Below are 26,469 nucleotides of genomic sequence, written 5' to 3'. Positions count from 1 at the left end.
TGGGATAAGTATTGCAAATCATCAACACGATTTTTCATTATCTTCACAAAAAAACAGACAACTGCACATAGCGCAGCGTTGTGCTTCATTATGACCAACCAATAACCAATGATAAAATTCTTTAGAAAAATTAGACAAAAACTACTATCTGAAAACAAATTCAGCAAGTATCTGATTTATGCCATTGGAGAAATAATTCTTGTGGTTATTGGAATTTTAATCGCCTTAGCATTGAATAAACAATCCAATATTAAAGAGAATAATAAACTACGAGACTTGTATATTACTCAGATAAATGATGAAGTGGACCGTAACATAGATGCCCTAAATCGTCATGTAGATTGGTCAAATAATATTCTTAGGGAAATTGATTCGTTAAGAAATTTAGTCACAAACAAAGATTATGATAATCCCAAACTATTATCAAAATCACATGTACTTTATGTGTCATATCACTTTAAACCGCATATGGTAACTTACGAAAACTTAAAATTTTCAGGCGATCTTAAGTTATTCAGTGATTTAAAAATTCGAAATTCTATATCTAATGCATATCATTCATTCAATAGAATTAAAAGTACTGAGGAAATTGACCGCGAAGCTAAAAATGGATTTTTTGCGGAATATTTTTTACCGTACTCAAAACTTATTGATATGTCTAAGTCTTCACAAAACTTTGGGAAAGATGTCATATTTGAAAATATGGTCATAACACGAACTACTCTTTTAAGTCAGAATATACGTGAATATGTAAACTCTATCGAAGCCTTAAAGGAACTTAAAACTACTTTTGCCGAATTTCAACATGATAATTAAAAAATAACGAAAGCACAACACGGTGTATAATTAATTGCTTAGCTGGTTAAGCAAAGGAAAAATTCTTACTTTTATTGAAAATGGTTCTCAGCAGAATCATCCTGCGGACGATCCCGCAACAAACCATACACGTACACGTTGTGCTTCATTAACAGAAACCGCAAACCAATGATAAAATTCTTTAGAAAAATTAGGCAAAATTTACTCTCTGAAAATAAATTCAGTAAGTATGTGATTTATGCAGTTGGAGAAATTATTCTTGTCGTTATTGGAATTTTAATTGCTCTGCAATTAAATATTACGCGAGAGAAAAAGGATTTAAGAAAAATTGAGCTTGTACATCTAAATAATATTCTTCAGGATCTAAATAAAGAGGTCAAAGGTTTAAATTGGATGATCAATTTTAAAGAATCACAAGCTAACGCGTCTGACACTATTAGGGATTATATTGATGGGAACCGGCAAGACGATTTGATATCTTTCAATAGAAATCAGTTTAGAGCATTTATTTGGCGCGTTTATCATCCAAATAACAACTCATTTAGCGAACTTAAAAGTTCGGGTCAGTTGTCCTTAATTAATAGTAATGACATCAGACAACATCTTCTAAATTTAGATGCCAAGTATTTACAACTTTCAATGATGGAAGAGCATTTAAAATTTGAGTATCACGAATTTCTGTATAAAAAGAATATTGAATCTATTGATTATGAACTTATGTTCACTTCACGCAGAAAAACGGATTTTGATAAACAGGATTCAATTTTGCTAAAGGAGAATCTTGAAATGATAAAAGGAGATAAAAGTTTAAGAAACACATATGTCTTGGCTTCATCAAATAATCGATATATCGCTTCAATTTGTAAAGACATCCTGGACATTGTAGAAAAAACAAAAGTATTGGTTGAAGATGATATTAAGAAATAACGAAAGCACAACAATGGCTATAATTCATTGTGGCTTTGTGCCACACCAAAATAAAAGTATTAATTAAAGGCTGATTTCTAAGCGGAATAATCCTGCGGATGATTCCACAACGAAATCATAGCCTAGACCGTATGTCTCATTATGAAAAATCGCAATCTTAAAAAATTATTTTAAATTTATGAAGTAAAATCAACCTACAAATAATGAAAAGAATATTACTGTTATCAATGATCACATTGACCCTTTTTGGGTGTAAGAATAACCAAAAAAAACAACAAAGTTCGGTTGAAATAACTGGACCCAAAGGAGCTGAAAATATTGCTTATAAATGGGGTAAAATGGCCTTAATCGCAACAGCGAATGACACTGAAAGATTCAAACCAAGACCAACAATTACCTCTCGTTATTTAGGCTTAATTTCTGTTGCTGTTTTTGATGCTTGGTCAAGATATGATGAAAAAGCAATTCCTGTTTATTTAAATGATGTTGAAAGAAGACCAAAAAATGAGCAATCATTGAAAAACAAGGAAATAGCCATCAGCTATGCTGCATTCAGAGCAATGAATGAGTATTACTACTCTGATAAAAAACTATTTGAAGATTTTATGAGAGAATTGGGATTAGACCCAAGCAATGAGAGCCTTGATCCAAAAACACCAGAAGGAATTGGGAATTTAGCAGCTAAAGCCGTTATCGAGGCACGAAAAGGAGACGGAGCGAATCAATATGGAGAAGAAGATGGGTCGGACGGAGAACCTTACTTCAATTATATAGGCTATAAACCTGTTAATTCAGCCGATAAGAACGTTGACGCAAATCGTTGGCAACCAAAATATTTCTCGGACGGCAAAGGTGGAAAGTTTGCACCAGGTTGCCTAACACCTTATTGGGACAAAGTCAAGCCAATTGCATTAAAATCTGGTGACCAGTTTAGACCAGGCCCACCGCCAATGATAGGTAGTGAACAATTGGAGAAAGAGGTTCAAGAAGTTATTGAAATGCAGGCAAATTTAACCGATTACCAAAAAGCATTGGTTGAATTTATGCGAGATGGACCACAATCCGTGCAGCAAGCAGGACATTGGTTAAAGTTTGCGCAAGACGTTTCTAGAAGGGATAATCATACATTAGACCAAGATGTAAAAATGTACTTCTACAACCAAGTTGTAGCTATGGATGCCTTTATTGCCTCTTGGGATTCTAAAATGTTTTACGATTATGCCAGACCATATGCATTAGTTCACGAATACTACGAGAATCAAAAAATAAAAGCATGGGGAGGAGAAGGAAAAGGAATGATTGAAATGGACGGTAAACAATGGAGACCTTATTCACCCGAGACATTTTTATGTCCACCTTTTCCAAGTTATGTTTCTGGACATAGTACCATTAGTGGTGGCTGCGGTGAAGCCTTAAAAATTTGGACTGGTAGTGATGAATTTGGCTCTAGTGCAGAGTTAGTTGCAGGCGCGATGACCGAACCAGATAATTTGGGAGATACAGTAACATTGGAATTCCCAACTTTTACAGAAACAGCAGAAATGGCTGGCATCTCAAGAGTATTAGGTGGATACCACATACAAGCTGACAATATAGCTGGACTAGAATTAGGTCGAAATGTAGCTAATGAGGTTTGGAAATTCTATAAAAAACACATTGGAGAAAAATAACGAGACACAACAATGGCTATAAGCAATGGCACCGTTCTCGGCTACTTCTGAAAATTTGCTACGCACAGTTCGCACTTCGTACTCGTGTCTCACGGATTTTCAGTTTATTGTGTACTTGCAAAGTTAATCGCTAACCCACGCAACTAATCTTATACAAAACCGTTGTGCTTCATTATAACCAACCGACATTAAATGATAAAGTTCTTTAGACTATTAGAACTAAATTTTGTCTTTACAAAATCAAAGCTCTTGAAGAGGTTTGGTGAGAATACAATTGGTAACTTAAACATTAATGAATGATAAAGTTTTTTAGAAAGATTAGATACGACCTTATGGAGAAAAACAAAACCGGCAAGTATTTGAAATATGCCATTGGTGAAATTATACTTGTGGTGATTGGGATTTTAATAGCACTTCAAATTAATAATTGGAATGAAAAAAGAAAAACAACTGAAATTCGTAATAATTACTACCAACAGGTATTAAAAGACTTAAAAAAGGATAGTATTTATATTAATAGAATCATTATAAATTTAGATTCAAGTCTTTCAAAATATCAGAGTTATTTAGAAAAGTTGCCTAAAGCAGAAGACATTAATGATTTTGTGCTTCTTTTTGGTTCACTTGACTGGACATTTGAATACATTACTTTTAATACAAACACCCTAGAATCCTTAATATCTACCGGCGATATTAAGTTAATGCCAGATAATATTAGAAATGGCCTTTTAGATCTAAGAACTACCCAAAACGAAATTAATAAAGTTGCTATTGGTAATAATGAGGTTTTTTTAAGAGAGAGCCAAAAAGCAATTGGTCTTGGACCAATAAACTTTGCTTTAAATATTAATTCTAAATTATCTAATCAATTAATCAGAAAAGAAGATATTGTTTCCGCTATAAATATGATAAATGGAACCTTTCAATTAAAAGTTTTTACAGAAAAATATTTATTAGCGGAAATGGATAAATTATTAGATTCCTCAAAAGATTTGTCTGAATTAATCAACGAAGAGTTAAATAAGTAATGAAAGCATAACCATTAACCAATGATAAAATTCTTTAGACACATACGCAAGCAATTACTCACAGAAAACAAAACTGGAAAGTATTTTAAATATGCCATTGGTGAAATCATCCTTGTTGTAATTGGAATTTTAATTGCACTAGGAATTAACAATTGGAATGAGAATAGAAAATATAAAAGTATAGAGAAGGATTTACTTAATACTATAACTGAAAACTTGAAGTTAGATTCTTTATCATTTAGTAAAAACCTTCGCAGGTTGGGAACTATAGATAGCTTGCATAACCAGCTTTACAATATTGGCGTACTTGGAGCAACTGACATAGAAATAAAACATCCAAGTGCTATAAGGTCCATAATATTATATGCGCCAATTGGAAAAAAGAATGATCCGTTTGTTGCAGATAAAATAAAGAATACTAAAGTACGACAGGAAATTATTAAATACTTTATAAGTGTAGATAACATTGATGAGTCTTTAGACCAACTAAAAGAAATAGTTGGAAATCAAATACGAGGTTATTTGCGTAAAAAAGAAGCTCATAATTTGTCCTCTGCTTTCGGAAAAAATGACGAAGCTGTAAATAAAACATTGCTTATCGAAATATCAAAAGAACCACAATTTCAACAATTGCTATTTGAATCAAACATAAAAACAAAAGAAGTTGCTTATTTCATTTACCTTGCTTTGCAGCAGAATTCCATTCTGCAAAATGTTATTCGTAGAGAAATTAAGAATAACTATTAAAATGACGGAAACATAACCGGTTAGATATAAAGAATTTATTAATATATAAATAACGAAAGACTGCCTACCGCAGGCAAGCACAACAATGTGTATAGCTCATTGAGGTGGAATTCACCACTGGCGAATTCCATGCAATTTGCTATCTTTATTTCGTTGCGGGTCATAACGGAAAAAAAACCGCAATGAGTCCGTACACAAAACCGTTAGCCTTCATTAGAGAAAACAAATACCAATGATAAAATTTTTTAGAAAAATACGCCAGAGATTACTTTCAGAAGGGGAAACTAGAAAGTATTTTAAATACGCTATCGGCGAGATATTTTTGGTAGTAATAGGTATACTTCTAGCCTTACAAATAAACAACCTTAATGAAAATAGAAAGAATAAGCTTCAAGAAGAAAAATACCTTAAGGGCATCCTTGAGAACATCAATGACGATATATCTGAATTAAATAGCCTTCTCGAAAGAGACACGCTTAGACTAAACAACTATACGCTTCTACAAAAGGCCTTGGTGGATGAAAACATTAGGTCAGATGGAACCTTAATGGGCCAGGCCATATGGGCTACCTGGGAGGTTCTAAGATTTGATGGAAATCGGGTACTCTTCGATGATATGATGTCTTCCGGTAAGATTAATTTAATACAATCGGACGCTCTAAAACATGGCATTCAGCAATATTATAATACTTGTAAAAAAATGATTGATGCAGCAAATACGAATATGCTTGATTTTCAGCTTTATAAAAGAAAAGCTTTTGGTACAAATATAGATATGAGTGCCAGATTAGAAGCTATGAATCCACCACAATGGAATGGTGCATTGAATGAGACGCATAATTCCTTTTTTAACAAAGACGGCAATGACGATGAAGTAAAAGAGTTTGTCTATAACCTATCGGCAATGAAAACTCTGGTAAAGAGTAGTGCAACAAAAAGGCAAAGTTTAATCAAACAAGCAAGGCAATTAATAAAGGACACCAAAGAATATCTAGGAATACAAATAGAATCGAATTCTAAGGATGAGTCTACTTCTGTTCTTAAGAAAGGGGCATTTATTCCATCTTCACCTGAAAACAAGATGCCCATTTCGGATGAAGAATTGAAAGCGTACGAAGGCAAATATCAATTTGTAAAAAAGTCAAAAAGTGCTTATTTGCCTGCGGAGAGCATCCAGTTAAATATGATATATATTCACAACAATCATTTAGTGGCGCATACTCTTCCATTGGGAAACCGTACATCATACTACCTGGTGGCACCTGATGAATTTAAATATTCCAGATCATTTTTATTTAATGATGATTCCGACACAGCATCGCTTTTGTTTGGTCGAAATAATGAAAATCAAGTAGATGGCTTAACTTTTAAGGGATGGGGTGGTACTTATGAATTCAAAAAAATAAAATAGTCAATCTTAAATTCTATAAAAACAAAAGGCTAACAACGTGTATAAGTAATTGCTTGTCCTCGCCTACCTCTTAAAATTTGCTTACGCAAAGTTAGCACTTCGTGCTCGTGTCTCGCGGATTTTCTATTCGGTTTGTATTTGCTAAATTAGTTGCTGAAACATGCAACGAAACCATCCACAAAACCGTTATATTTCATTACTCCTGCGCTGAAGCTACGGATCAGAAACTATGACAAACCAATAACCAATGATAAAATTCTTTAGACATATTAGAAAATCTTTACTTATGGAAAACAAAACTGGAAAGTATTTTAAATATGCCATAGGCGAGATTTTTCTTGTTGTAATTGGGATTTTGATTGCCTTACAAATAAACAACTGGAACGAGAACCGAAAACTGAGAGGAGCAGAAATTAAGCTATTACAAAATGTCAAAACAAGTATTGAAGCTGATACCTTAAGAATAAATTTTTATATCAATTTCTTTTCTGCAGTTGAAAAATCCAATGATAGAATCAATCTTTATATAGAAAAAGATTTATCGTATAATGATTCGTTGAGTTTTGCCATGTCAACTGCGATATTTTGGCCTAAGATTGATCAGGAAATTTTCGCCACCATAACGTCATCTGATTTGAATACCATTTCGAATGACTCTTTGAAAAAAGAAATTATAGCCTATTACTCGTACGCCAATGGAGAGTTTGATACATCTATTGAACGTTACACAAATTATATTGAAGATGGTGTAAGAAATATATTTAACACCCGCTTTACAGGATTTGGGGCAATCCCAGATGAGGAAAAAATCAGTATGGTCCCAAATGACTTTGAAGCATTGAAAAAGGACAAGGAATACCTATATTACTTAAAAACGCAACAAAACTATCTCCACTGGTATATGAAACGTCCATTAAATGGAGCCAAAGAGAAAGCCGACAATTTGCTTGGTTCTATTGCTGATGAATTGACACAGTTTGAGTAGTAATAACGAAAGTACAACAACATGTAAAGCTCATTGTGGCTGAATTGCTTACGCCAGTTCGCCACATAAGTGGCTCGTGTCATTGCAATTTGCTATCTTTATTTCGTTGCGGAACATAACGGAAAAAAAACCGCAACGAGTCATTCACAAAACCATTGTACTTCATTATAACCAAAACTAAGCAATGATAAAATTCTTTCGAAAAATTAGACAAAAACTGCTCTCTGAAAATAAGTTTAGTAAGTATTTGATTTATGCCATTGGTGAAATAGTGCTTGTTGTTTTAGGTATTCTCATTGCGTTACAACTGAACAATCTTAATGAAGAAAAAAGAACTCATATAAAACAAGAAAATTATTTGGCCTTAATTAAGCGAGAAATGACCAATAATCTTAAAACATTAAAAGCAGATCATAAAACACTCACATCTGTAATTGAATGTGATCGGACATTGCTAGATTTGATGCCTGATAACAAAAAAATAGATAGTATAAATGAGACTGATTTATCTAAACTAATGTCTTATGCATTTTCAAAAGCATTTGCCGTTGATTTTGAAAATGGGGCTCTCTCCGAACTAATTTCATCTGGGAGTTTAAAGGACATTGAAAACGATAGTATTCGAGGACTGTTATCATCATGGGATGGAAAAATTCATGGATTGAAAGAGCAAGAGAAATATGTAGCAGCAAAATTGACAAGAGTACATAACTTTATTGAAACCAATGGCAATAGGCGTACAGTATTTGACCAAACATATGCTTCAAATTATTTTAAGATAAAAAACTATTCAATTTCAGAAAGTAATAAGCCATTATTGAAATCAAGAACATTTCAGAATATATTATTAGTTCATCTCGGGACATCAATTAAACTCGATAAAATGTATCTAAATTTTGAGAAAGACATAATAAGTTTGATAAGCCTGATTGAAGAAGAATTAGAAAATAAATAACTAATGGTTACTTTCGGAACATTTGAAAAAATAACTCTAAACTTTCCTGAAATTACAATCGAACCCCATTTTGAAAAAATATCATTTCGGGTAAAAAAGAAAATATTTGCAACCTATGACGAGAAACACAATAGAGTAACGGTGAAACTATCGGAAAATGACCAGGATAATTTCTCATCTTTAAGTTCAAGTATATATCCTGTGAATAATAAGTGGGGAAAACAAGGTTGGACTTTCATAGAATTAAGTAAAGTAAATCCGGATTTGCTTAAAAAAGTTTTGACAGCAGGATATTGTGAGGTTGCACCAAAAAAACTATCTGAGCTAATAAAAGAGCGCAAAAGTTAAAAACGAACCGCCAACCACGTGTATAGCTTATTGCTTCTATACGTCATTCAAAAATTATATCTTTAAAGAAACCAACCGTTAATGATAAAATTCTTCCGAAAAATTCGTCAAAACTTGCTTATGGAAAACAAAACAGGTAAGTATTTAAAATATGCCATTGGTGAAATTGTGCTCGTGATGGTCGGAATACTATTGGCCCTACAGGTCAATAATTGGAATGAGAATAGAAAATCAGAATATGTAAAACAAAACTATTATAAACAACTTTTAATAGATCTGGAATCGGATAAGAATTACGCCCAACTTATGATTTCTACTTTAGACTCATCCATTACAAAACACAAAAATTATATAGAATCTTTAAAACAACCTTATATCAGCTCCAATGAATCTTTTAATAACGTTTGGAAAAATAATCTTTTTACTAGGAATTTAGAATTCAAGACAAGTACTATTAAATCACTAATAAATACAGGAGATATGAGCCTATTAGAATCAAACCTGCGAGATAAATTAACCAATTATAACGGTAGTAAGGCTAATTTGTTGAGTTTATCGAAAACCAATAATGATGATGCAAATGATATTTATCAAAGTGCATTTATGAGAGGCGTTTTTCTGCAATTTGCGTTGGAGCATCAACCAGAATTTGCCAACTATTTAAATGTTGATAATAAGCGGCCAGAAATATTTACTAAACTTCATGGCTATCTTAGTTGGAGAACTTTTGGAGAGAAAGGGACCATCAAAAGGCTTAGTGAATTAATAGTAGACGCTGATATTATTATTGACCTTATCAATGAGAATATGAAAGAATAGCAAAAGGCTAACAACAGGTAATACACTATAGCCCACAAATCCCACGCACTGGCATCAGAGAATGTATGCCTTTCCCGAGCTAAAGTGCATACCTTAAATACGTTAGCCTTCATTATAACCAACCATAAATCCATGATAAAATTTTTCCGAAAAATCCGCTATAATCTTATGAGTGAAAATAAAACAGGCAAGTATTTTAAATATGCCATTGGCGAAATTGTTCTTGTTGTTATTGGAATTTTAATCGCTTTGCAAATAAACAACTGGAATGAAAAAAGAAAAGCTGAAAACAAAGAACTCAAACTTTTAATTGAATTAAAAGATGATCTTGTAGAGACCAAGAATGATCTACTAACAGATATCGAAAAAATACCACGGTTACTAGAAGTTACCAACGCCCTGTATAAAGCCATTATAACAGACCAAATTTCGGATACCGATCCTTTCAAATTACCCGGATCGTTTTTTCAAACCACTATTCTATTTCCTAAATTAAGTGCGCACGAAGCAATACGATCAGAAGGAATTACAATAATTTCTAATGAGAAATTGAGAAAAAAAATTACAGACTTTTATCAGTTACAACTTAATAGAGTGGCATGGTCAGAAGCACGTTTAGAAACACTTAATACCGAAGTTTTAATGCCGTATTTAGATGCTAATTCTGATTATGTCAGCAGATGCGAAAATTGTGTGGATCTATATGAAGTCCATAATACTAATAACGGCACTCCAGCTCATTTTCACGTTCTGAGACGTGCAGATGATCAATTAGTACATATGCTTAGAGTTAAATTTGTCCAGTATAGAGCTCTAAATAGACGCTATTTGGCATTATCTGATACTATTGACGAAATTATAACCTTAATAGACCAAGAAACTAATAGGAAATGATGATAAATTCTTAAGGTACATTCGATCACAAAAATTGGCTAAGAATATATCTAAGTGACTGAAACAATAACGAAAGCCCAACAACGTGTATAGCTTATTGCTTCTATACGTCATTAAAAAAATTATATCTTTAAAGAAACCAACCGTTAATGATAAAATTCTTCCGAAAAATACGCTACGACCTTATGGAAAAAAATAAAACAGGCAAGTATTTAAAATATGCCATTGGAGAAGTAATACTTGTTGTCATAGGCATCTTAATTGCACTGTGGATAAATAACAAAAACCAAGAGTATAATAATGGCAAAATAGCAAGAATCTATTTAGAGGACTTTAAAAGAGATCTTGAAGCAGATATAAATACCCTAGAGGAAAAAATATTAAGAAATGAGAAATTTATAAAAAACGCCGATTCCATTATTATAGCATCTCAAAAAGATGTGCTTTCAGAAAAAGAAAATAATAGCTTTTTTAGTTGGGTAAATAGTTTGATGGGTGAAACGTATTACGTTCCAGAAAAAACGACTATTAGGCAGTTTGAATCCTCTAACAGCAGTCATTTGATAACTTCAAAAACATTAAAAGACCAATTATTTTCATATTACACTGCTAACGATGTAAATGAAAATAACTTTGAAAAGAGTATTCAACTTTATCAGCATAATTTTTTAACTAAAGATCTCTTCAAGGTCTACAAGAACTTTAATCAAAATCCAGCTTCACCTAATATTATTGCTCAAAAATTTAGTGAGGAATTTGAACTAGCAACCGCGATTTATCTTAAGAAAGACCTCACTACTAACCAAAACAAACAATATCGAAAATTTAAAGAAAAGGCTGAAGATCTCATCAAATTGATAAATTCAGAATTAGAATAAAATAACGAAAGCACAACAATGGCTATAAGTAATTGCTTGCACTCGCCTACTTCTGAGAATTAGTTTAACTTTATATGGCTGGATTTCTACGCTCGAAAATTTCGCGGAAATTTCAACACATCGAAATCATAGCCGAGACCGTTGTACTTCATTATGACAAACCGCTAACCAATGATAAAATTCTTTAGACATATTAGAAAATCTTTACTTATGGAAAACAAAACAGCAAAGTATTTTAAATATGCCATTGGCGAAATTGTACTTGTAGTTATTGGGATTTTGATTGCTTTGCAGATTAACAATAGTAATGAATTAAGAAAGGAGAAAGCCGAGGAAGCCATAATTCTTTCAGACATAAGAGAAGATTTTGAAGCATCAAGATTAAATTTCATTGAAACTATAAATAATCAAAATAGGGTAATATTGAATTGTCGAGATTTAATTAATGCTATACAAACTAAAGATGATACCATAAAACCTAAAAGAATAATAGATAAACTATATCGCGGAGCCTTTTCACACTTTAGAGAGGAAGCTGTTTTGGGAAGTTACGATGCGCTCATTGGATCTGGTAAGACTTCAATCATAAAAAACAAGCAATTGCTCAATGATTTAGCAGACTTCTCTTCGCAATATAAAGCTGGTTATGAAGATGAAACTAAATCTGATAATCTTTATAATTTAATGATGTCCAATACAAAAGACTTTTTACCCACTTTGAGTGATTTTGCCACGAGGGTTAGTCTTAATCTTAAAAAGGAATACTCAACGAAAGAAAAAGAAATAGCCATTAAGCATCTTTATGAGAACGAAGTCTTTTTATCCTATTTAATGGAAAAAGTGAGGTGGGAACAAATACGCCTAACAAGCCAAAAGGAATTACTTAAATCTTTAAATAAGGTTTTAGGTAACTTCGAGCCCGAAAAAAATAGATACAGTAAATACATTGGCAGTTATACTCATGAAGAAAACAAGTATATAGATGAGGTTAGTTATTCAGAAGGGTCTCTTTATCTGCATACAAAAAATGGTAAATGGGAACTCGTAGAAATCAATGACTCTCTTTTTCATATAATTACTTGGGATGCAAAGATAAATTTCATTACTGATGAGGACTCAACAACTAAGCTTTTATTTCAATTTCTTGATTATGATAAAGTTGAATTTCTTAAGGTTAATAACTAATAAAAAAACAAAAGCCTGCCTACCGCCTGCAGGCACAACAACGGCTATAATTCATTACAGCTGAAATTGCTTGTCCCAGTTCGCACTTTGTGCTCGTGTCCTAAGTGGAATTTCTTCGCTTCTAAACATTGGGTTCGCTCCTATTTGCTATCTTAGTTCAATCGCAATGAGCCATACACATAACCCTTGTGCTTCATTATAACCAACCAATAACCAATGATAAAATTCTTTAGAAACATACGAAAGCAATTACTCACAGAAAACAAAACAGGTAAGTATTTTAAATATGCAATTGGAGAAATTGTTCTTGTTGTAATTGGAATTTTGATTGCATTGCAGATAAATAATTGGAATGCACAAAAACAAGTGGAGGAAAAAGTAGAGAATATTTTTGCAGAAATCCTCGTAGAATTATCTGCAGATATTAAACAAACCACTAACCTTATGAGATTTTACGAAGTACAAGATACGCTTACCAATCTTGTACTGAAAAATCGATTAACCTACAATGACTATGCAAATTCGCAATTTAGTGGAAAGCTATATTACCTTACATTAAACCGTTGGTTTATTACACTAACGAACTTTTCATATGATAATTTACTAAATTATTCAGATGCCATACCGCTAAAATTTAGAGATGTTACTAATCAGCTAAACTCACTTTATACATATAGAAAAAAAGGCGTTGAAAATGGTAATGAGAAAACAATTGATTTCGTAAATAAAAATTTAATGCATCTAAATGATAATTATGAATGGTATTCTATGGACATCCCAGATAGTCAAAATCACGATGCTATAAATTTCATGCTTAATAGTTATAAATATAAAAACACGGTTAAAACTTACAGAATTTTAGGTTTTGATCATTTGCAAGCAGCCGTTGATTATAGAGTTCGTGCTATTGAATGTTATCAGGAAATTGCTCAGCTTCTAGATAAACCTGTGATAGATGAATCGTTTAAATTTAATGATGATGTTATCCATTTATTGTCAGGTGAATGGGGATGCGATGAACTGCCTAATCTCAAAGTCAGATTTATTGTAAAAAATAATAGACTTTTTTGGAGCTCAAATCAAGATTCAAAATTAAAGGAACTTTTTTTTATTTATCAAACAAAAGGGTATGTTAAGATAATGAGTAGGTCCCGAGAGTTTTATACGATTCTAAAAAAAGGAAGTTTTAATGTTATTAAAAGTAGTGAAGGCCTAGAATTTAAAAAATAATTCAATTAAAATAACGAAAGCAAAACAACGCGTATATTTCATTGTGGTTTTGTGCCACACCAAAATAAAAGTATAATTCAACGACTAATTTTTTTGCGGAATAATAGCCGAGACCGTTAGCATCAAAAAAGCAAAAGCATATGAAAGTTAAACTTAAAAAAATTGCACTCTTGATAGAGATACTAGGAGGATTAGGAATCTTAATCTCTTTGGTTTTTGTTGGCATACAATTAAAAGAAAACACAGTTGCTACAAGATCAGCTACGGCAACTGCTACAATTGATACAATGACAAATTGGTACGTTACAATGGGCTCAGATGCAGAGGCTAGCCAATCTTTTTATAGATTTCTTAAAAATCCAGAATCTATGACCAAAGAAGAACGAATACAACACATTTATAGTTTTCATGCTCTATTTCTAACTTTTCAAAATAGCTTTTATCTTTCTCTGGAAGGTACACTTGATGAAAGAATTCCAAAATCTTTAAATCAAGTTGTCTATGGTGTGAAAGACCAACCTGGATTTAAACTTTATTGGGATGCACGAAAATCTATATTCTTTGAAGAATATAGAGATTATATCGATGATCTTCTAAAATCTAAAGATATTGTTTCTGATGGTGTTTATCATAAGGACACTGATTAGAGGTCAGATGCTAACAACGTGTATAGTTCATTACCCTGTAATTGCTTAAGCGCCTGTACCAAAATCTAAAATAAGGCTAATTTAAACCGTAACTGATGGTTATACGAGACAATCGGCAGTAATTAAAGAAACCTAATCATATATTATTAAGATTGTTGCTTTTTTAAATTTCTCCATATTGGCAGAAAGAGTATCCGTGTAAACATATAACCAACCAAACATAGTGGATAAATTAAGGAAATAAAAAATGGTCCGAACTCACGATGAAATACAATATTAAAAGCATTCAAAAAATTAAGAATTAATATTAGAAAACCAATTGTAAAATAAATAATTACGATCATTTTAGACTTTTTCTTTCGAAATTTAGATAATCTAACTTTTCTAGATAAATAGAAAATAAAACCTAAATAGTTTATACTCATTATTCCACTACAATAAGCCCAAACAGAAGAATCTTTTAACCCAAAACTTGAAAATACCAAAGGGAGCACGGAAAAAAAAGCTCCCATCAATCCAGTATTTACGATTAGTTGTAAATCATTTGTATCATTTTTCTTTATTGAATATTCATCTTTAAACCGAAATGTTGCTACTATAGCAGCAAATCCTACAAATGCTACTGTAACTTGAGTAAATGTCAATAAAATTGATGATTCTTTCATTTAATTAGATTTTAATGCTTATTATTTACTAAAAAAGAAATAGATACTATGTGCAAGCTTTTTTTGAAATATTACTTATCAAAATCAGTGCGCAACAACTTATATAATTTATTGCTAGGTAATTGCTAAAACCAGTTGTATTAGCTAATATTCCAATGGTAATTTTACAAACTACTCAACAATGAGTTCGACTCTATTTATTATCTTAGTAAAATCGCATGGAAACCATGCACGATCAAGTTGTCCATAATACGAAAAATGAAAATCGGAACTAAAATATTAATCCTATTTCTAACACTAAATGTGCTTTCTTGCAAAGGAACTGCTCAAGAAACTGAAACAAAAAAGCCGACACCTGAATTTGATTTCTCAACAGTTGACAAATACAGAGAAACAAAAATAAAAGGTCAAATAATAAATGATTATGATAGTATTTTCAGTCCTTCACAAAGGAACGAACTATCGGATATTATTCATGACTACAACATGGAAACTACTCGACAAATAGTTGTTGTGACAATTGATAGTATTTCACCTTATTCGGACATCAAAAAATATGCAACTGATTTAAGCAATTATTGGGGAGTTGGAGATGCTAAAATAAATAACGGACTCACAATTGTTGTGTGCAATCCTTGTAGACAAATCGGAATTGCAACAGGAACTGGAACCGAACAGATATTAACAGACGACATATGTAAAAAAGTAATTGACCAGACTATAATTCCAGAATTTAAGAAGGGTAACTTTTATGACGGAATTAAAAATGGAGTAGCAGAATTAATAGAACAATGGGAATAACAATAATGTATAACTGAATTATCTTTTCCTTTACCAAACCGAATGTTAACGCATACAAACCCGTAATTGACGGTTCTACGAGACCTTTTAAGTAATTAGAGTAATAAAACAAAGTATATGAAAAATATTTTAATGTTAATTTCAACCCTTTTAGTGACTTCTTGTGCAAATAATAATATCGAAGCAGAATTTATAGAAATTAAAAACAAAATTGCTCGATTTGATGTTGTAAATAATAGCAATAAAGATATTAGTAAAATAACTTTAGAAATCAGATTTTTAGACAGTTCAGATAATTTATTACTTGTAGATACTTTAGATTATCAAATGGGTAATGACTACCGAAATGAAAAACTTCCTTTTTTGAAAGCTAATGATAAAACATTTATTGTTCAAAGCGCACCCGATAATTGCCTAAAAGCAGACATTAAGATTTTAGAGATAGAAAATATAAAATGAAATTAAAAGATAAACTACTTACAACAAAGTATATAAAAATAGCTGTTTAATCACTTAAAGAGAAAAGACATTAATAAATTTAAGGTTACTTTAAGCTTAAAAAAAAGAGTATAAAGTTCGCTAATTATCATATGCAAAACCGTTGTGCTACATCATAACCAAACACTAACCAATGATAAAATTCTTTAGAAAAATTAGACAAAATCTTCTCTCCGAAAACAAATTCAGTAAGTATTTGATCTACGCAATTGGAGAAATTGTTCTTGTAGTGATTGGGATTTTAATTGCACTTCAAATAAATAATTGGAATGAAGAGAGGAAAATTGAAAACATGGGAAAAGAATATATTGGCGAAATATATACAGATTTAAAAAATGAAGTGTCCAATATTGAAGAAATACTGATTGGCTTAAGAACTCAAGCTAATGGTACCGAAAATGTCTTGTCTTTTTTTGAATCAAAAGATAAAGTAATAAAAGATACTGTCCAGTTCACTGAAAATCATTGGGCACCAGCACGATTATTTATTGTACAGCGAGACATAAATACATTTGATAAATTAAGAAGTAATGGACAACCTGGTTTACTGAAAAATGATTCTCTTTCTAACTTATTAGATAGATTCTATAAAAATTTTGACATTCGTATTTCTAACTTTAAAGAGTACCCTCTGCAAATTAGGATGGATTTAAGAAAAATTTCATTCCCAATTGGAAATATGGAAGACTTTAAATATGAAATAAAAAACAATAAATTGTCGACAGCATTCATAACTGAATACTTAAACAATGAAGAGGTATATGAGCACTTATTATCAATTTTGAAAACTTGTCGCTACAACATTAAATTTTTTGGAGAATTATCCACAGAAGCTCAACAATTAATTAACTATATAGAAGAGAATTACCCGAAAATAAAAATTAAAAAATAACGAAAGCACAACAATAGCTATAATTCATTCTAGCAGAAGCAACTAAGTCTCAATCTACTCTGATATGAGCTCCTCAACAAACCCTTCAAACTCCGTCTTAAATTCTGTATACTTTTCGCCTGTTGCCGGACCGTTAAAACCCGTATGTATTTTACGGACTTTACCAGTTTTATCAATAAATATTGATGTTGGGTAGGATAAAACATGGTTGAGCATTGGTAATTTTTCCTGCGCCTTCTTTTTGTCAGAAGTACCATATTGTGCCAACAGAATTGGGTAATCGATTCCTATCCTAGATTTCAATCGCTTAATTCTATTAAATGCAATCTTTTTGGTTTTTGCATATTCAAATGCCAACGCAACAATCTCAATACCTTTATCCTTGTTTTTGTTGTAGAAATCTGTATAGTATTTACTTTCATCCAAACAATTTGGGCACCATGTTCCCATGATTTGAACTATAACTACCTTGTCCTTAAAACTTTCGTCTTTAAGACTTACAATATTTCCCGTAGCATCAGGAAATGAAAATTCCATGCTATCATAACCCTCTTTTAAATAGGTAAGATCATTGGCGCTTGGTAATTCGTAATTAGCATTGCGTTTTGCAACGAAGGGTTCTTTCCAATGGTTACCAGAATAGAATGTCCCTTCCATTATAGAATCCGTAACTTTTGCCGTAAACAAAAAGGCATGAGCACCATCAAAAGTTGACAGCTTCATTGTGTTACCATCCATAACGCCTTGGAGATAACGATAATCACCTGTAGTTGTTCTAAAGGTTCCTGTTACAGTTTCGCCTTCTTGCTTAAAAACACCCTTGGCAATATATTCATCACCTGTAATGCCTTGGCTAAATACTGTTTCCCAAGTACCAGTAACATTTTCCAAAGCTTCATCTTTGGTAACAAATCTCTTATCGTTACTAAATTGGGCCTTAAATGGCACTACTCTATCAAGACTTTCTTTAATAAAGTTTCCTTTTATATTATCACCCTCAAAAACACCAGCAAAATAGCCTTCAAATACAGGAGCCATGATAAATATAGAATCATTGCGGTATTCTATCTCATCTACTTCTATGACTTCTTCGGCATTAAATATTTTCAATGTATTTGCACTCGTTACTTCAATATTAAAAGGTAATTCCTCATTGTCCTGTACGTCTAAAACAACACGGTAATTACCCTCTTTTAGAGTTTTTGAGTTATTTTCATTATTGCATGAACAAAGAAATAAAACAACAAATAGTACTAATATGTTTCTCATTTAAAAAGGCTTTGTATAAAGTTCGAAATAACAACAATTACCTTACAAAAAAAAGGATGTTAAAGTGTGTTTTAATTTTCTGCTTCTATCTTTTAATACCATACAACTATTATTATCTTTGTGGCTTCATTGAACTGAAATTATGAAGATATCTTATAATTGGCTCAAACAGTTTATTAAGATTGATTGGGATGCAGAGAAAACCGGAGAGTTACTGACAGATCTAGGGTTAGAAATCGAAGGAATCGAAGCGTATGAATCTGTAAAAGGTGGACTTAATGGAATTGTTGTTGGCGAGGTTTTAACTTGCGAGCAACATCCTAATGCAGACCGACTTAAGTTAACTACTGTAGATATAGGTGCCGATGCACCTGTGCAAATTGTTTGTGGTGCACCTAATGTGGCCAAAGGACAAAAAGTGCCTGTTGCAACTATCGGAACAACATTATACACTGCTGAGGGTGAAGCATGGAAAATCAAAAAAGGTAAAATCCGTGGTGAAGAAAGCCATGGAATGATCTGTGCTGAAGACGAACTTGGTCTTGGTGAATCCCATGATGGAATTATGGTATTGGATGCTGATTTAAAAATCGGGGCTCCTGCAGCAGAAGTTTTTGAAATTGAAAATGATCAGGTTTTTGAAATTGGCCTAACACCAAACCGAGCTGATGCAATGAGCCATTATGGTGTAGCAAGGGATCTAAAAGCTGGTTTATTGCAAAAAGAAGTGGCATTAGAATTAATTACACCTTCTGTAAGCTCTTATCATGTTGATGCAAGATCCTTAAAAATAGATGTTGATGTTAAAGACAAAGAGAAATGTCCACGCTATTGTGGAGTAACCATTTCTGGTGTTAAAGTTGAAACTTCTCCTAGCTGGTTGCAACATCGTTTAAAGTCTATAGGACTATCACCAATTAATAATATTGTTGATATTACAAATTATGTCCTGCACGAACTAGGACAGCCGTTACATGCTTTTGATGCACAAAAAATATCTGGTAATAAGGTTGTAGTAAAAACTTGTAAAGCGGGTACGAAATTTACCACTTTAGATGAAGTTGTTAGAGAATTACACTCAGATGACTTAATGATTTGTGATGGTGAAAAGCCAATGTGTATTGCTGGAGTTTTTGGTGGCATAGATTCTGGTGTTTCGGAAAATACAAGAGATATTTTCTTAGAAAGTGCTTATTTTAATCCTGTTAGTATTCGTAAAACTGCAAAAAGACACGGATTAAATACTGATGCTTCTTTTAGATTTGAGCGTGGTATCGATCCTAATATTACAGAGTATGCCTTAAAACGTGCGGCTTTGTTGATTTGCGAAGTTGCTGGTGGTGAGATTACAAGTGACATCTCTGACTCCTATCCTGTAAAGATTGACGATTTTCAAGTGAGATTGAGTTTTGACAACGCCAAAAAACTCATTGGAGAAGAAATCCCGCGGGAAACAATTAAAAGTATTTTGACCTCACTAGATATTAAGGTTAACAATGTAACTGAAGCAGGTTTAGGATTAACTGTTCCTGCATATAGAAATGATGTACAAAGAGAGGCAGATATCATCGAGGAAATCCTCCGTGTTTATGGCTACAACAATGTTGGTACAACTGAAAAATTAAATGCTTCGATATCTAATTCAACAAGATTTGAGGATTATAAACTTCAGAATATCATTGGTAATCAATTGGCATCTCAAGGGTTTTTTGAAATCATGACCAATTCCCTAACAACTCCAGATTACATTGAACTGAGTGATCAGTTAAATGCAGAGCATAATGTAGAAATGCTTAATCCGCTTAGTAATGATTTAGGTGTGATGAGACAATCATTATTGTTTTCTGGTTTAGAAGCTGTTGCACACAATATAAATAGAAAACGCGGTGATCTTAAATTGTTTGAGTTTGGTAAATCTTACCATCAATACAATGAGTCTCGAGAAGAATATAAACACCTCTCATTGTTTGTGACAGGAAATAAATCTAAAGAAAGATGGAATTCTAAAGCGAGCCCAAGTGATTTCTTTTATTTAAAGGGAACCATTGAAGGAATTTTAGAACGTCTTGGTTTAAACAACCTAAGGTCTGCACCAGTAAAATCTGATTTGTTCAGCGAAGGAATGACATTATCGCTTGGCAAGAAGAAATTGGTTGACTTTGGATTGGTTAAGAAGTCAATATTAAAGTCTTTCGGAATTTCTCAACAAGTTTTATTTGCAAATTTAAATTGGGATAATGTGTTAGATATGGCAAAGCATAACACTATTAAGTTTAAAGCCATACCAAAATACCCGGAAGTTAGACGCGATTTTGCCTTATTAATCGATAGCTCTGTTACATTTGAAGATATTTTTACTTCAGCAAAACAGACAGAGAAACAACTACTTAAAACTATCAATCTCTTTGATGTTTATGAAGGTAAAAATTTACCAGAAGGCAAAAAGAGTTATGCCGTAAGTTTTACACTTCAAGATGAAAATAAAACCTTAACAGATAAACAGATTGATAAGATTATGTCTAAGCTTCAATCTAATTTTGAAAGTAAGTTAGGTGCAGAACTGAGGTAATATGAGATTTTGTTATATTTTTATAACACTACTATTTCTTTTAGGGGTTGTGAAAATACAAGCCCAGAGTCTTAATTCTCAGATTGACTTTTCTAAACCAAAACCAGTAACAACCTGGGGAATGGTTAAGTATGATACCAAATATACTTTTAAAAGTGTAATACATGCATTTACCAAACCACTGAGTTGGAAAGAAAAAGATTTTACAAAATTTATAATTCTCATTGGAGGAACAGCAGGTATAACATCGGTTGATGAACCGATTAGAAGATTCGCACAAAATCAAATAGGATTAATAGGAACTTTTTAGAAGGTTATTATTTATCATTTTATTTACAAATAACACATCTATATTTTTTACTTTTAACAAGAAAATTAAAAACTACTATGGCAAATATTACATTAGGCGGAAATCCAGCTACAACAATAGGTTCATTACCTGAAATAGGTTCAAAAGCACCTGATTTTAAATTAACAGCATCTGATATGAGTGAAAAATCTCTTTCTGATTTTTCAGGATCAAAATTAGTGTTAAACATATTCCCTAGTGTTGACACAGGAGTATGTGCCCAATCCATAAGAACATTCAACGAAAAGGCAAGTAGCCTAGACAACACAAAAGTATTGTGTATTTCTAAGGACCTACCATTTGCAATGGCTCGTTTTTGTGGTGCTGAAGGGTTGGATAATGTCATGACTTTATCTGATTATAAAACAGGTAATTTCGGAACCTCTTATGGTGTGACATTTAAAGACAGTGCATTTGAAGCTCTTTTATCGCGTTCAGTGGTCGTTGTAGATTCTGACGGCACAGTTTTGTATACAGAACAAGTTCCTGAAACTGGTGAAGAACCAAATTATGAAGCTGCACTAAATGCTTTAGGCTAAAACGGAGCTAATACTCAATGGAGAAAAAGGAATCGTTTATTGTCAATAGACTTAAAAGCGTAGGCTATGCCTTTAAGGGTATGCTGATGCTTATAAGGACGGAATCAAGTATTCAGATTCAAGTCTTTATAGCCATTGCAGTAACGATAGCAGGATTTTATTTTGATATCTCTAGAACAGAATGGATGATACAAATAACCATGATAGGATTGGTTATGAGTATTGAAGGTGTAAATACTGCAATTGAATATTTGGCTGATTTTGTACATCCAGAGCACCACAAAAAAATTGGTTTAATTAAGGATATTGCAGCAGGTGCTGTTTTTATAGCGTCAATTATAGCTGTTATCATTGCCGGAATAATTTATATTCCTAAATTTCTTTAATACCAAAAGCCTTAGGATTAGCGTTACATATTTGTATTTTTGTTCTACCCTTGTTTACAACAACTTACTATGGTACAAATCAAGTACTTTTTGTTTTTAATAATCCTACTACCCTCTATTCAGTATTTAAATAGTACAGATGCAACATTTAAGTTTTTTAGTGAAGACTGTAATGGGCATCTTTTTATTTTTTATAACAGGATTCAACAAACAGAAAGCATTACTAAGGAGTTGGTTTTAGGTAAATTTAATTACCGCAATAGCACTAGATTTACTAAAATAGATTCCAAATATTCGGCCAAAGAAATTTATCTCAACAAGCAGGTTTATGAAGCATTTATTGAAATGTATGACGCGGCTAGCAAAGATGGAATTAATTTAAAAATCTTGTCAGGTACTCGAAATTTCAACGAACAAAAAGCTATATGGGAACGCAAGTGGCTAAAATACAAGGATTTAAACCCAAAAGAGCGTGCAAAAAAAATACTTGAATATAGTTCCATGCCGTCTACTTCTAGACATCATTGGGGCACAGATTTAGATTTAAATAGTCTTAATAATTCGTATTTTAACAGCGGAATTGGATATGAAGAATACAAATGGCTTAAAGCTAATGCTAATAGGTTCGGTTTTTATCAGGTTTACACATCCAAATCAAAAGGTAGAACTGGTTATAATTTAGAGAAATGGCATTGGTCCTATTTGCCGTTGGCTAATAAATATTTGAATTATTACAATTCTCATATAGACTATAATGACATTAAGGGATTTAAAGGTGATTATCTAGCTACTGAAATGAATATGATAAATGATTATGTTAATGGCCTGTCCAAAAAAGTTATAGATTACAGAAATAAATAAGGATTCCAATATATTGGATCATATATGGCAAAAAAGACAACTAAAAAGAAAAGCACAACAAAAACGAAGTCGAAGGTTTCATTAAAAAAACCTTCGCTAAAATTATCTAATCAACAAAAATTAGTATTTGGCAGTTTGTTGATTATAGTTGGCGTGTTGCTTTTTATTTCCTTTTTATCATACATTTTCACGGGTAAAGAAGACCAAAGTGTGTTGTCTAATTTTCCCGAACGAACTGAGGCGTATAAGAATTGGGCAAGTCAATTAGGTGCTTGGGTAAGCGAATTGTTTATTTCTAAAGGATTTGGTATCCCTTCTTTTATATTTTCAGGTTTGGTTTTTCTTTCTGGTGTCTATGTAACACTTAATTTAAAGAAAGACCGCCTCAGAAAACATTGGATTTGGGGCACATTGATCGTCATATGGCTATCAATCTTGTTTGGGTTCTTTACTCATAAATATGATATTCTTGGTGGTACGATTGGCTTTGAAATAAATCAATTCTTACAAGATTATATTGGCAAAATAGGAACAGCTCTATTACTGTTATTTGGTTTGATCACTTATTTAGCCATTAGATTCAAGGTAACAGGCGATACCTTTGTCAATATTTTTAAGAGTGCAAAACGTAACATTAAAGAAGATTTAACCTCTGAGGAGGAATTGACTACTATTGCTGTTGATAATAGCTTAACAGAGGAAGCTGAATCTATTAAATCTGCATTTGAGATTCCACTAGAAAATCCGGAACCAACGATTTCAAAATATTCTAAACCTGAATCAAAAAAGGAAGAAATTAAAGTTGAGGTCGAAGCACCTGCGACGAAAGAAGTTGAAACTCCAGAATTAAAGGTTGAAGTTGAAGCCATAGAGGAAGAAAAATCTGAGTTAGATAATCTTTCAGATAAATTAGTTGAAGATTTTGGTCAATTTGATCCAACTCTAGAATTGGGCAAATATCAATTCCCTCATTTAGATCTATTGAAAAAGTATGATAACGAAGGAATATCAATTGATCAGGAAGAATTAGAGGAAAACAAAAACAGAATTGTAGAAACCTTAAACAATTACAAGATTGGTATTAGCAGTATTAAAGCGACTATTGGACCAACTGTAACACTATATGAAATTGTACCTGATGCTGGTATAAGAATTTCTAAAATTAAAAATTTAGAGGATGATATAGCATTGTCATTAGCAGCCTTGGGCATAAGAATAATTGCACCAATTCCAGGCAAGGGTACCATAGGTATTGAAGTCCCTAATAAAAAAGCAACTATTGTATCTATGCGTAGTGTCATAGCCTCGCAAAAATTCCAACAATCTAAAATGCAATTACCAATTGCATTTGGTAAAACCATTAGCAATGAAACTTTTGTAGTAGACTTGGCTAAAATGCCTCACTTACTTATGGCAGGTGCTACTGGACAAGGTAAGTCCGTTGGTTTAAATGCTGTGTTGACTTCTCTATTGTACAAGAAACATCCTGCGGAAGTAAAATTTGTTCTTGTAGATCCCAAAAAGGTAGAATTAACGCTTTTCAATAAAATAGAACGCCATTACCTGGCAAAACTTCCGGATAGTGAAGAAGCTATCATTACAGATAACACCAAGGTAATTAATACCTTAAACTCATTATGTATTGAAATGGATAATCGCTATGAAATGCTTAAAAATGCATTTTGTAGAAATATTTCGGAGTATAATGCAAAGTTTAAGGCAAGAAAATTAAACCCGAATGATGGGCATCAATTCTTACCATACATTGTATTGGTTGTAGATGAGTTTGCTGATTTGATAATGACAGCTGGTAAAGAGGTAGAAACTCCTATTGCGAGATTAGCACAATTGGCAAGAGCAATTGGTATACATCTTATTATTGCCACACAGCGTCCGTCTGTAAATGTTATTACTGGTATTATAAAAGCAAACTTCCCAGCAAGAATTGCTTTTAGAGTAACTAGTAAAATAGATTCAAGAACCATTTTAGATGGTTCTGGAGCAGATCAGTTAATTGGCCGTGGTGACATGCTTTATACGCAAGGAAATGATTTAATTCGCTTACAATGTGCCTTTGTAGATACTCCAGAAGTTGAAAAAATTACCGAATTTATCGGATCTCAAAAAGCGTATCCAGATGCACACTTATTACCAGAATATGTAGGTGAAGAAGGTGGCACAAATCTTGATATAGATATTGCAGATCGAGATAAGTTGTTTAGAGAAGCCGCAGAAATAATTGTGACAGCACAACAAGGATCTGCATCACTATTACAACGTAAATTAAAATTAGGATATAACAGAGCTGGTAGAATAATTGATCAGTTAGAAGCTGCCGGAATTGTTGGTCCTTTTGAAGGTAGTAAGGCAAGACAAGTCTTAGTACCAGATTTTGTAGCATTGGATCAATTATTAGAAAACGAAAAACAATAGAAAAGTAGACATAGACGACATGAAAAAGTTAGTTTTAATATTAAGTTTGGCCCTTGGATTTTCGGCCTTAGCACAAAATGATGCTAAAGCTGTAACACTACTTAATGAAGTAAGTGAGAAAATTAAAGCTTATGAGAATATTAGCTTAGATTTTAAATATGAGCTCAATAACATCAGCGAAAATATTAATCAAGAAACTCGAGGCGATGTTGTCATTGAAGGCGAAAAATACAAACTAAATATATTGGGAATTACTCGTATTTATGACGGCAAAACACTTTATACTATTAGTCCAGAGGATGAAGAAGTAACCATTTCTTCAGATAACACAGATGAAGAAGGCACTATAACTCCAAGTAAAATGCTTTCTTTTTACGAAGATGGCTATACCTACAAAATGGATATTATTCAAAATGTAAGAGGAAGAAAAATTCAGTATGTTAAACTTAATCCTATCGATACAAATTCAGAAATAAAAAACATTTTATTGGGTATCGATGCAACTACAAAACACATCTATAACCTTATAGAAAATGGCAAAAACGGAACAAAAACCACATTAACCGTTAATTCTTTTAAAACAGACGAGCCTATCTCAAAAACCTTATTTACATTTGATGAAAGTAAATACGGTGATTACTTTATCAATAAAATTGATTAAGGTTTA

General features: G+C 32.4%; 27 protein-coding genes. 25 read left to right on the top strand and 2 right to left on the bottom strand.

Annotation, left to right across the window (positions count from 1 at the left end; translation table 11 throughout):
* Positions 1 to 108: 108 nt before the first annotated feature.
* From LBV24_RS13710 to LBV24_RS13640, 15 genes are all read left to right on the top strand, one after another.
* Positions 109 to 816 carry a DUF6090 family protein gene (locus LBV24_RS13710; RefSeq protein ID WP_224479230.1) on the top strand — a complete coding sequence of 236 codons (708 nt, stop codon included), beginning with the start codon at positions 109 to 111 and terminating at the stop codon, positions 814 to 816.
* Positions 817 to 984: 168 nt separating this feature from the next.
* Positions 985 to 1,743 (top strand): DUF6090 family protein, encoded by a 759-nt coding sequence (locus LBV24_RS13705; RefSeq protein WP_224479229.1) that lies wholly within the window; start codon positions 985 to 987, stop codon positions 1,741 to 1,743.
* A 203-nt stretch (positions 1,744 to 1,946) separates the two neighbouring features.
* A complete protein-coding gene (locus tag LBV24_RS13700; protein ID WP_224479228.1) occupies positions 1,947 to 3,413 on the top strand; it encodes a vanadium-dependent haloperoxidase in 1,467 nt (488 codons plus the stop codon).
* 296 nt (positions 3,414 to 3,709) lie between these two features.
* Positions 3,710 to 4,441: a DUF6090 family protein gene (locus LBV24_RS13695; RefSeq protein WP_224479227.1), complete on the top strand. Its 732-nt coding sequence runs from the start codon at positions 3,710 to 3,712 to the stop codon at positions 4,439 to 4,441.
* 21 nt (positions 4,442 to 4,462) lie between these two features.
* Entirely contained in the window at positions 4,463 to 5,188 is a 726-nt protein-coding gene (locus LBV24_RS13690) for a DUF6090 family protein (RefSeq protein WP_224479226.1), read from the top strand.
* A gap of 232 nt (positions 5,189 to 5,420) precedes the next feature.
* Positions 5,421 to 6,599, top strand: coding sequence for a DUF6090 family protein (locus LBV24_RS13685; protein ID WP_224479225.1), 1,179 nt, complete (start codon positions 5,421 to 5,423; stop codon positions 6,597 to 6,599).
* Positions 6,600 to 6,846: 247 nt separating this feature from the next.
* Positions 6,847 to 7,584, top strand: a complete 738-nt coding sequence (locus LBV24_RS13680; RefSeq protein WP_224479224.1) for a DUF6090 family protein — start codon at positions 6,847 to 6,849, stop codon at positions 7,582 to 7,584.
* Between the two features lie 184 nt (positions 7,585 to 7,768).
* A complete protein-coding gene (locus LBV24_RS13675) occupies positions 7,769 to 8,539 on the top strand; it encodes a DUF6090 family protein (RefSeq protein WP_224479223.1) in 771 nt (256 codons plus the stop codon).
* Between the two features lie 3 nt (positions 8,540 to 8,542).
* The gene (locus tag LBV24_RS13670; RefSeq protein WP_224479222.1) at positions 8,543 to 8,887 is read left to right on the top strand and encodes an MmcQ/YjbR family DNA-binding protein; all 345 of its coding nucleotides are present in this window, start codon (positions 8,543 to 8,545) and stop codon (positions 8,885 to 8,887) included.
* Between the two features lie 81 nt (positions 8,888 to 8,968).
* Complete coding sequence (locus LBV24_RS13665) at positions 8,969 to 9,706, top strand: hypothetical protein (protein ID WP_224479221.1); 738 nt, start codon at positions 8,969 to 8,971, stop codon at positions 9,704 to 9,706.
* Positions 9,707 to 9,838: 132 nt separating this feature from the next.
* The gene (locus tag LBV24_RS13660; protein WP_224479220.1) at positions 9,839 to 10,600 is read left to right on the top strand and encodes a DUF6090 family protein; all 762 of its coding nucleotides are present in this window, start codon (positions 9,839 to 9,841) and stop codon (positions 10,598 to 10,600) included.
* A 149-nt stretch (positions 10,601 to 10,749) separates the two neighbouring features.
* The gene (locus LBV24_RS13655) at positions 10,750 to 11,478 is read left to right on the top strand and encodes a DUF6090 family protein (RefSeq protein ID WP_224479219.1); all 729 of its coding nucleotides are present in this window, start codon (positions 10,750 to 10,752) and stop codon (positions 11,476 to 11,478) included.
* A gap of 171 nt (positions 11,479 to 11,649) precedes the next feature.
* Complete coding sequence (locus tag LBV24_RS13650) at positions 11,650 to 12,663, top strand: DUF6090 family protein (protein ID WP_224479218.1); 1,014 nt, start codon at positions 11,650 to 11,652, stop codon at positions 12,661 to 12,663.
* A 216-nt stretch (positions 12,664 to 12,879) separates the two neighbouring features.
* The gene (locus LBV24_RS13645; RefSeq protein ID WP_224479217.1) at positions 12,880 to 13,893 is read left to right on the top strand and encodes a hypothetical protein; all 1,014 of its coding nucleotides are present in this window, start codon (positions 12,880 to 12,882) and stop codon (positions 13,891 to 13,893) included.
* Positions 13,894 to 14,033: 140 nt separating this feature from the next.
* Entirely contained in the window at positions 14,034 to 14,540 is a 507-nt protein-coding gene (locus LBV24_RS13640; RefSeq protein WP_224479216.1) for a hypothetical protein, read from the top strand.
* Between the two features lie 146 nt (positions 14,541 to 14,686).
* Here LBV24_RS13640 and LBV24_RS13635 read toward each other — a convergent pair whose 3' ends face one another.
* Positions 14,687 to 15,205 carry a hypothetical protein gene (locus LBV24_RS13635; protein ID WP_224479215.1) on the bottom strand — a complete coding sequence of 173 codons (519 nt, stop codon included), beginning with the start codon at positions 15,203 to 15,205 and terminating at the stop codon, positions 14,687 to 14,689.
* Positions 15,206 to 15,463: 258 nt separating this feature from the next.
* Here LBV24_RS13635 and LBV24_RS13630 point away from each other — a divergent pair, with 258 nt between their 5' ends.
* From LBV24_RS13630 to LBV24_RS13620, 3 genes are all read left to right on the top strand, one after another.
* Positions 15,464 to 16,006 carry a TPM domain-containing protein gene (locus LBV24_RS13630; RefSeq protein ID WP_224479214.1) on the top strand — a complete coding sequence of 181 codons (543 nt, stop codon included), beginning with the start codon at positions 15,464 to 15,466 and terminating at the stop codon, positions 16,004 to 16,006.
* 117 nt (positions 16,007 to 16,123) lie between these two features.
* Positions 16,124 to 16,465 (top strand): hypothetical protein, encoded by a 342-nt coding sequence (locus LBV24_RS13625; RefSeq protein ID WP_224479213.1) that lies wholly within the window; start codon positions 16,124 to 16,126, stop codon positions 16,463 to 16,465.
* A gap of 172 nt (positions 16,466 to 16,637) precedes the next feature.
* A complete protein-coding gene (locus LBV24_RS13620) occupies positions 16,638 to 17,396 on the top strand; it encodes a DUF6090 family protein (RefSeq protein WP_224479212.1) in 759 nt (252 codons plus the stop codon).
* A 54-nt stretch (positions 17,397 to 17,450) separates the two neighbouring features.
* Here LBV24_RS13620 and LBV24_RS13615 read toward each other — a convergent pair whose 3' ends face one another.
* The gene (locus LBV24_RS13615) at positions 17,451 to 18,665 is read right to left on the bottom strand and encodes a peroxiredoxin family protein (protein WP_224479211.1); all 1,215 of its coding nucleotides are present in this window, start codon (positions 18,663 to 18,665) and stop codon (positions 17,451 to 17,453) included.
* Positions 18,666 to 18,807: 142 nt separating this feature from the next.
* Between LBV24_RS13615 and pheT the strand changes: the two genes are divergently transcribed.
* The 7 genes from pheT (at position 18,808) to LBV24_RS13580 (ending at position 26,463) form a co-directional block, all read left to right on the top strand.
* Positions 18,808 to 21,234 (top strand): phenylalanine--tRNA ligase subunit beta, encoded by a 2,427-nt coding sequence (pheT, locus tag LBV24_RS13610; protein WP_224479210.1) that lies wholly within the window; start codon positions 18,808 to 18,810, stop codon positions 21,232 to 21,234.
* 1 nt (position 21,235) lies between these two features.
* Positions 21,236 to 21,544, top strand: a complete 309-nt coding sequence (locus tag LBV24_RS13605) for a hypothetical protein (protein ID WP_224479209.1) — start codon at positions 21,236 to 21,238, stop codon at positions 21,542 to 21,544.
* 77 nt (positions 21,545 to 21,621) lie between these two features.
* A complete protein-coding gene (gene tpx / locus LBV24_RS13600; protein ID WP_224479208.1) occupies positions 21,622 to 22,122 on the top strand; it encodes a thiol peroxidase in 501 nt (166 codons plus the stop codon).
* Between the two features lie 17 nt (positions 22,123 to 22,139).
* Positions 22,140 to 22,508, top strand: a complete 369-nt coding sequence (locus LBV24_RS13595; protein ID WP_224479207.1) for a diacylglycerol kinase family protein — start codon at positions 22,140 to 22,142, stop codon at positions 22,506 to 22,508.
* Positions 22,509 to 22,577: 69 nt separating this feature from the next.
* The gene (locus tag LBV24_RS13590) at positions 22,578 to 23,369 is read left to right on the top strand and encodes a M15 family metallopeptidase (protein WP_224479206.1); all 792 of its coding nucleotides are present in this window, start codon (positions 22,578 to 22,580) and stop codon (positions 23,367 to 23,369) included.
* Between the two features lie 24 nt (positions 23,370 to 23,393).
* Entirely contained in the window at positions 23,394 to 25,802 is a 2,409-nt protein-coding gene (locus LBV24_RS13585) for an FtsK/SpoIIIE family DNA translocase (protein WP_224479205.1), read from the top strand.
* Between the two features lie 19 nt (positions 25,803 to 25,821).
* Positions 25,822 to 26,463, top strand: a complete 642-nt coding sequence (locus tag LBV24_RS13580; protein ID WP_224479204.1) for a LolA family protein — start codon at positions 25,822 to 25,824, stop codon at positions 26,461 to 26,463.
* Positions 26,464 to 26,469: the final 6 nt, after the last annotated feature.

This window comes from Winogradskyella vincentii (genome assembly GCF_020166345.1).
Classification (GTDB): domain Bacteria; phylum Bacteroidota; class Bacteroidia; order Flavobacteriales; family Flavobacteriaceae; genus Winogradskyella; species Winogradskyella vincentii.
Note: the sequence above shows the minus strand (reverse complement) of the source record. Positions and strands in the feature narration are given on the sequence as shown.